Here is a 4,936-nt window from a genome sequence, read left to right on the forward strand (position 1 = left end):
TCAATCCTAAACCTGTTAATGAAGAAGTATAAAGGTTGAGTCTTGATAAAATCAATTTATCATTTTTAGAACATTAATAAAAATCCGTTGGTTTGATACGATTAGCTAAATAGGTAGGGGATAATGCGAAGTTTAATGCTTCTAATATGTTTGTCTTATTAGTGCCATTATTCCCTATAATCATGTTTAGGTCCGTGAAATTCAGTTCTATTGATTGAATTCCTCGGAAATTTTTAATCTTTAAAGATTTTATTATTGTTGACGTGATTATACTCCCTCACTTGTTTTTCTTTTTTCATCCGTAAGTTCACACAACTCATGCACTGGTCAGTCTATCTCTTGTTCTCAGGTAATAGTACTAGATCTGAGTTTTGGTTACTTAATTTTCATAATTATTCCTTATCAAGTTCATATCTTTCGAGTATCTTTTTTTCCATGTCCTTTATTTTTTCAAACCATCCTTTTACTTCTTCCCAAACACCTAATTGCTCAAATTTATCTTTAGACATAAGCTTTGAACATGATCCACATATTTCTTTTTTGATTGACTTTTCGTCTCTCTGATTTCTTAGTTTGGATTTCACAATACTTGGGATATCTAGTTCACCCCAATTTTCATTTTGTTTTAACTCAATCTTTATCTGAAATTCATTTTCTAAAATTTCCTTATCAACGTAATTTTCTATTTCTCTAAAACTTGTTAATACTCCATAGGAACCGTCATTTCTTTTATTCACCTTTTCTATTTCACTTTTATATTTTTCATCTTCATCTTTATCGTATAGATGGAACTCAAGAGCGTTTGTGTTTTTTAATGCATAATGATTTATCCAGTCTCTAAGATTAGAACCATTCATTGGAATTATTGCAATAGAATCAGATTTTATTTTTGCTTTTAGATCAATTATCTTTTTTAATTCGTCGATATTTTGGTTTATATTTAATAAAAATTTTTCATCATTAGTTCCTTCAACACAAATAACAATTTTACTTATATTAGGCAATAAACCCATAGTCTTAATTATCTCATCTGAGATTTTTTCGTCGAAATTTTGCACTTTTGCTTGTCCATCTTCTTGTTTCACAAATCTTATATCATCTGTTTCACAAAGACGTATCAAAGCTGGGCTATGCGTAGTTAATAAAATTTGATATCTTTCTTTTTTTGATAGTTCTTTAAGAGTGTTGATTAATTTTATTTGCAAATCGGGGTGCAAAGCAGTTTCTGGCTCTTCTATTGCATAGATAATATGAATCTTATTGTTTTCTGTTTCGTTCTTTTCAACTTCAGCAAGGAAAGAGCTTAATAAAACAAGCCTTCTAAAACCACTTCCTCTTTTGTTTAAAGGAATATCATTATCAGTATAAAAACCTAATCCCTTATATACATCTTTCCATTTAAGTGAATTTACGTCTGGTATTTTTGGTTTAATAGAAGCTGATTCGGTAGAAAGTTCTTTGAATTTATTAATCGTTTTTTCTGCTATATTCTCTATTTCTTCTTTTATTTGTTTTTCTATATTGCTAAGTATTTTTAGTACCTCTTCACTTTTAAAGATTTCCTCAATTTTTAGTTTTAATGGATCTTGAATCTCATCATCTTGATCAACATTTTTTCTATCAGAGTGAAATAATCCGAAAACTGGCAAATAATTTTTTAGCTTATTCCATATATTTTTTAACCCTTCTTGGTCAATAGAGATTTCAAGTATTTCAAATTTTAATTTTCCGTCTTGTTTTCGATAATACTCTCTTATCGCTTTTCTGAGATCAGCTGAGCTCCTTTTATCATCAACTTTTATATTATGTGTTTCTACAAAATCTTTCAGGTCATTATGCTTTTTATTCATTAAACTTTTCAAGAATTCATTATTTGTAGGATGATTACATTTAATAACTGTCCCTTTTAATTTTCCATTCATAAAAGTTTTCCATACTTCTAATTCATAATTATCATTTAGTAAATATTCATCTTTAAGATTTGTAGCGATGGTCTCGTCAATAATTATCTGTTCTGGAAAATTATTAAATACTATACCAATTTTAAAGGAATCAACTGAATCTCTTCTCGCTAGAATATTTAGATCATCCGGTGATACTTTTACTACTCCTTTGCCATCATTTAAAAAAATATCGATTGCTTCTAAAATGCTAGACTTTCCTACATCATTTTTCCCAATAAAAACATTAAAATCATTTAAAAGAATTTCAACCTTATCATAATAGGCTCTAAAATTTTCTAAGATAACTTTAGATATATTCATATTTTCCCCCCTCCCATTTTTCCTTATTTTTATCTCATCTTTTGTCAAACCATAAAAATTATAAACTAACTAGTCAAATGCATTAGGTATTTATTATCTTGCGAGTTCTATCTTATGTTTCTATTCTTTGGCTTAGTTTTATTATAGTATTCATAACATTTATCTCCCTTTGTGAGAATGAGATTTGTTATTTCTTTTCGAAAGTGCAAAAGAAGAATTTAGATTGTTGAGATAGTTCTTAAATCTCTGCTTTCCCTGTAAGGATTTTTTTAAATGGTCCCTTTTTCTGTAACTGAAATATTCTACATGATTGTCTGGTAGTTGTTCGAGGAAAGCATGAGCCTGATGAGCGCCACCCGATTTCAAAGCGGTAATGATATGCAAGCTTTTTCTTGCCCTCGTCATTGCAACATAAAAAGCATTTTTTGTTACCCATTTCATATTCACATCATCAAAACCAATAATAATGACGTGATCTGCTGAAAGTCCTTTGCTTGAAACAATTGTCATTAGTTCCACAGCTCCCATTCGCTTTACTTCAATTTCTTCCAACTCTGCTTCTTCTTCCTCTTCGTGTTCCAAGCCGACCACTTCCTTCTGATTTATAGCTTCTCGTTCCATTTCGTCTTGAAGTTTTGCTCTGCCCGTAATTGTGATAATATTAGCTATCCCTTCCAATTTCTCGATAATAGAGCTTTCGGCGTCTAAAATGGCCTTGATGTTGTTAGCCTTTTCCATGGCATTTATAATTTCTTGTTCGTCCAAATTCCTTAAATTTTGCCCGCTCTGCATAGCATACTCAAGAAACTCATGTACACGTGTTTTTGAAATATTCTCATGGCGAAGCACCTTGCGAAATGTAAAATTATTTTGAGGGTTGTTTGCAAGTGAATAATAACTTAGTATTTTATAATAATCCGTCGAGAATGATCTTGCCTCTGACTGATATTCCGCAACGATTCTTTTTACAGTCTCTTTTGCGTTACCGTAAAATTTGATTTTCCCCGCTGGCGTTAGAACTAACAAGAAAGCATCTTTTGCCTCTCCGTTCTCTAATTGTCTTTTCCGCTCATCAATTTCGGCCTTATAGTCGGTAACAAATTTTTCAATGTAATCTACAGCTGTAGATGAAGAAGCACAGGCTATAATTTGCACCTTTGGATCATTACTGTTATTTGTAAGCGGCAAATATATTTTTTCTATACAATTTTCTTCTTTGTTTTGCTGAATGAAATGGTCTGCTGTTTTGGTTATATGAAAACTACACCTGTTACAGAATGGCAACATTCCTTTGGCATAATCTGTGTTCTTGTATAGATTACGAATCAACGTTGCTTTACCTGATTTCAATTTTTCATAGAGAACTTGCTCATCATCTCCCACAATAAGCAAACCTTTAGAATTATTTGTTAATTGATTAATAAAAGCTCCCTCTGAAAGGTTGAAGTCCTGATACTCGTCAATAATGAAGTAATTATTTTCGTTCAAAGTAAAATTTTCACTCAAGGCTTTCGTGGCACGCAAAATTAAATCTGCGAAACCCGCCGCATTGTAAAACTGGCAAAGTTTAAAATAGATTTCTTTAAGTACTGTCCAATCTTTAGATTGTTCAAAATTATCATCATGTAATTGTGTTTCAAACTTTTTCCAATTATATTCCGTCTGATCTCTGTCTTGGAAAAAAGCAAGTACATCGCTCCAAACGATTTCTTTCCAAGATTGTCCAATAATTCGAAAATGTGGCTTAAACGGCCATTCTTTTGTTCCGTGGTTTTTTTCAACAATACTGCGGGCGAATTTATGTAAGGTGGACACCATAATGGTCTTTTTTTGTTCATCGCTTAATTTTTCATCTCTTTCAATGTCGTTTTGTAAATCTACCACTAGTTTCCTCACAAAACTTGTTACAACGACTTTAGCATTCAGCTCTTTATGGTACCAATTATCAATTTTCTGTAGAAATAAGTGGCTCTTGCCGGTGCCAGGACCAGAGACAATTAAAAATTTAGCAGCATCGTGCTGCGCGATTTCGGAAGCATTATTATTGCGGTATTCCAGCCGCCCAGCATCATCCAAGGCATCAAGCTCTGCGCGCATTGTTCGCAATTCAGGCACTTCAAAGGGCAAGCCGTTTTCATTGATAAGAAATCTTATATACATAATTAAGATCCTTCCACAATTTTTTATCTCTTCCTTTGTCAAACCATAAAGTTTATCAACCATCTGGTCAATTTTAGTTTCTAAAAATGAAATATCAGTTTCAGGATTTTTTGATTTTAATTCAAGAATTTTATTAATAATTTCAATAAATATTTTTTGCTCGATTTCAAACATGTTTTTTAACGGTAATGACAGTAGAGACTCTTCGTCAATTTGGTTTATTGTCATAAGAAACTTTAAGATACCTCATGAATTAGGTTTGTATATTTGAAAAACGTTGAAGATGTCTCCATCAAAGCAAAGAGTATTAAATTTTTTTAGTTGTGGTTTAATGCTTTCACAATCTCTTTTTCGGCTTCTTGTATTGAGTCAGAGTTAATTATAAGGGGAGTATATCCTAAATTCATGATTACTTCTTTGGACTTTTTCCCCATGGACTTTGCTACCCAAACATTGCAATCCGAAAGGATTTTCATTATATCTTCAACTTCTGAATGTTTGTGCTGAGTAAA

3 protein-coding genes and 1 pseudogene are annotated in these 4,936 nt (G+C 31.6%); all 4 read right to left on the reverse strand.

Annotated elements, in window-relative coordinates; genetic code table 11:
* Window positions 1-73 precede the first annotated feature (73 nt).
* Window positions 74-271, reverse strand: a complete 198-nt coding sequence (locus AA81_RS14895) for an AAA family ATPase (protein WP_103898898.1) — start codon at window positions 269-271, stop codon at window positions 74-76.
* Between the two features lie 121 nt (window positions 272-392).
* The gene (locus AA81_RS09570; RefSeq protein ID WP_103898899.1) at window positions 393-2,264 is read right to left on the reverse strand and encodes an ATP-binding protein; all 1,872 of its coding nucleotides are present in this window, start codon (window positions 2,262-2,264) and stop codon (window positions 393-395) included.
* A gap of 159 nt (window positions 2,265-2,423) precedes the next feature.
* Window positions 2,424-4,652, reverse strand: a complete 2,229-nt coding sequence (locus AA81_RS09575) for a UvrD-helicase domain-containing protein (protein WP_103898900.1) — start codon at window positions 4,650-4,652, stop codon at window positions 2,424-2,426.
* An 89-nt stretch (window positions 4,653-4,741) separates the two neighbouring features.
* A pseudogene (locus AA81_RS14255) lies at window positions 4,742-4,936 on the reverse strand (hypothetical protein); the annotation flags it as partial.

Source organism: Petrotoga halophila DSM 16923 (genome assembly GCF_002924615.1).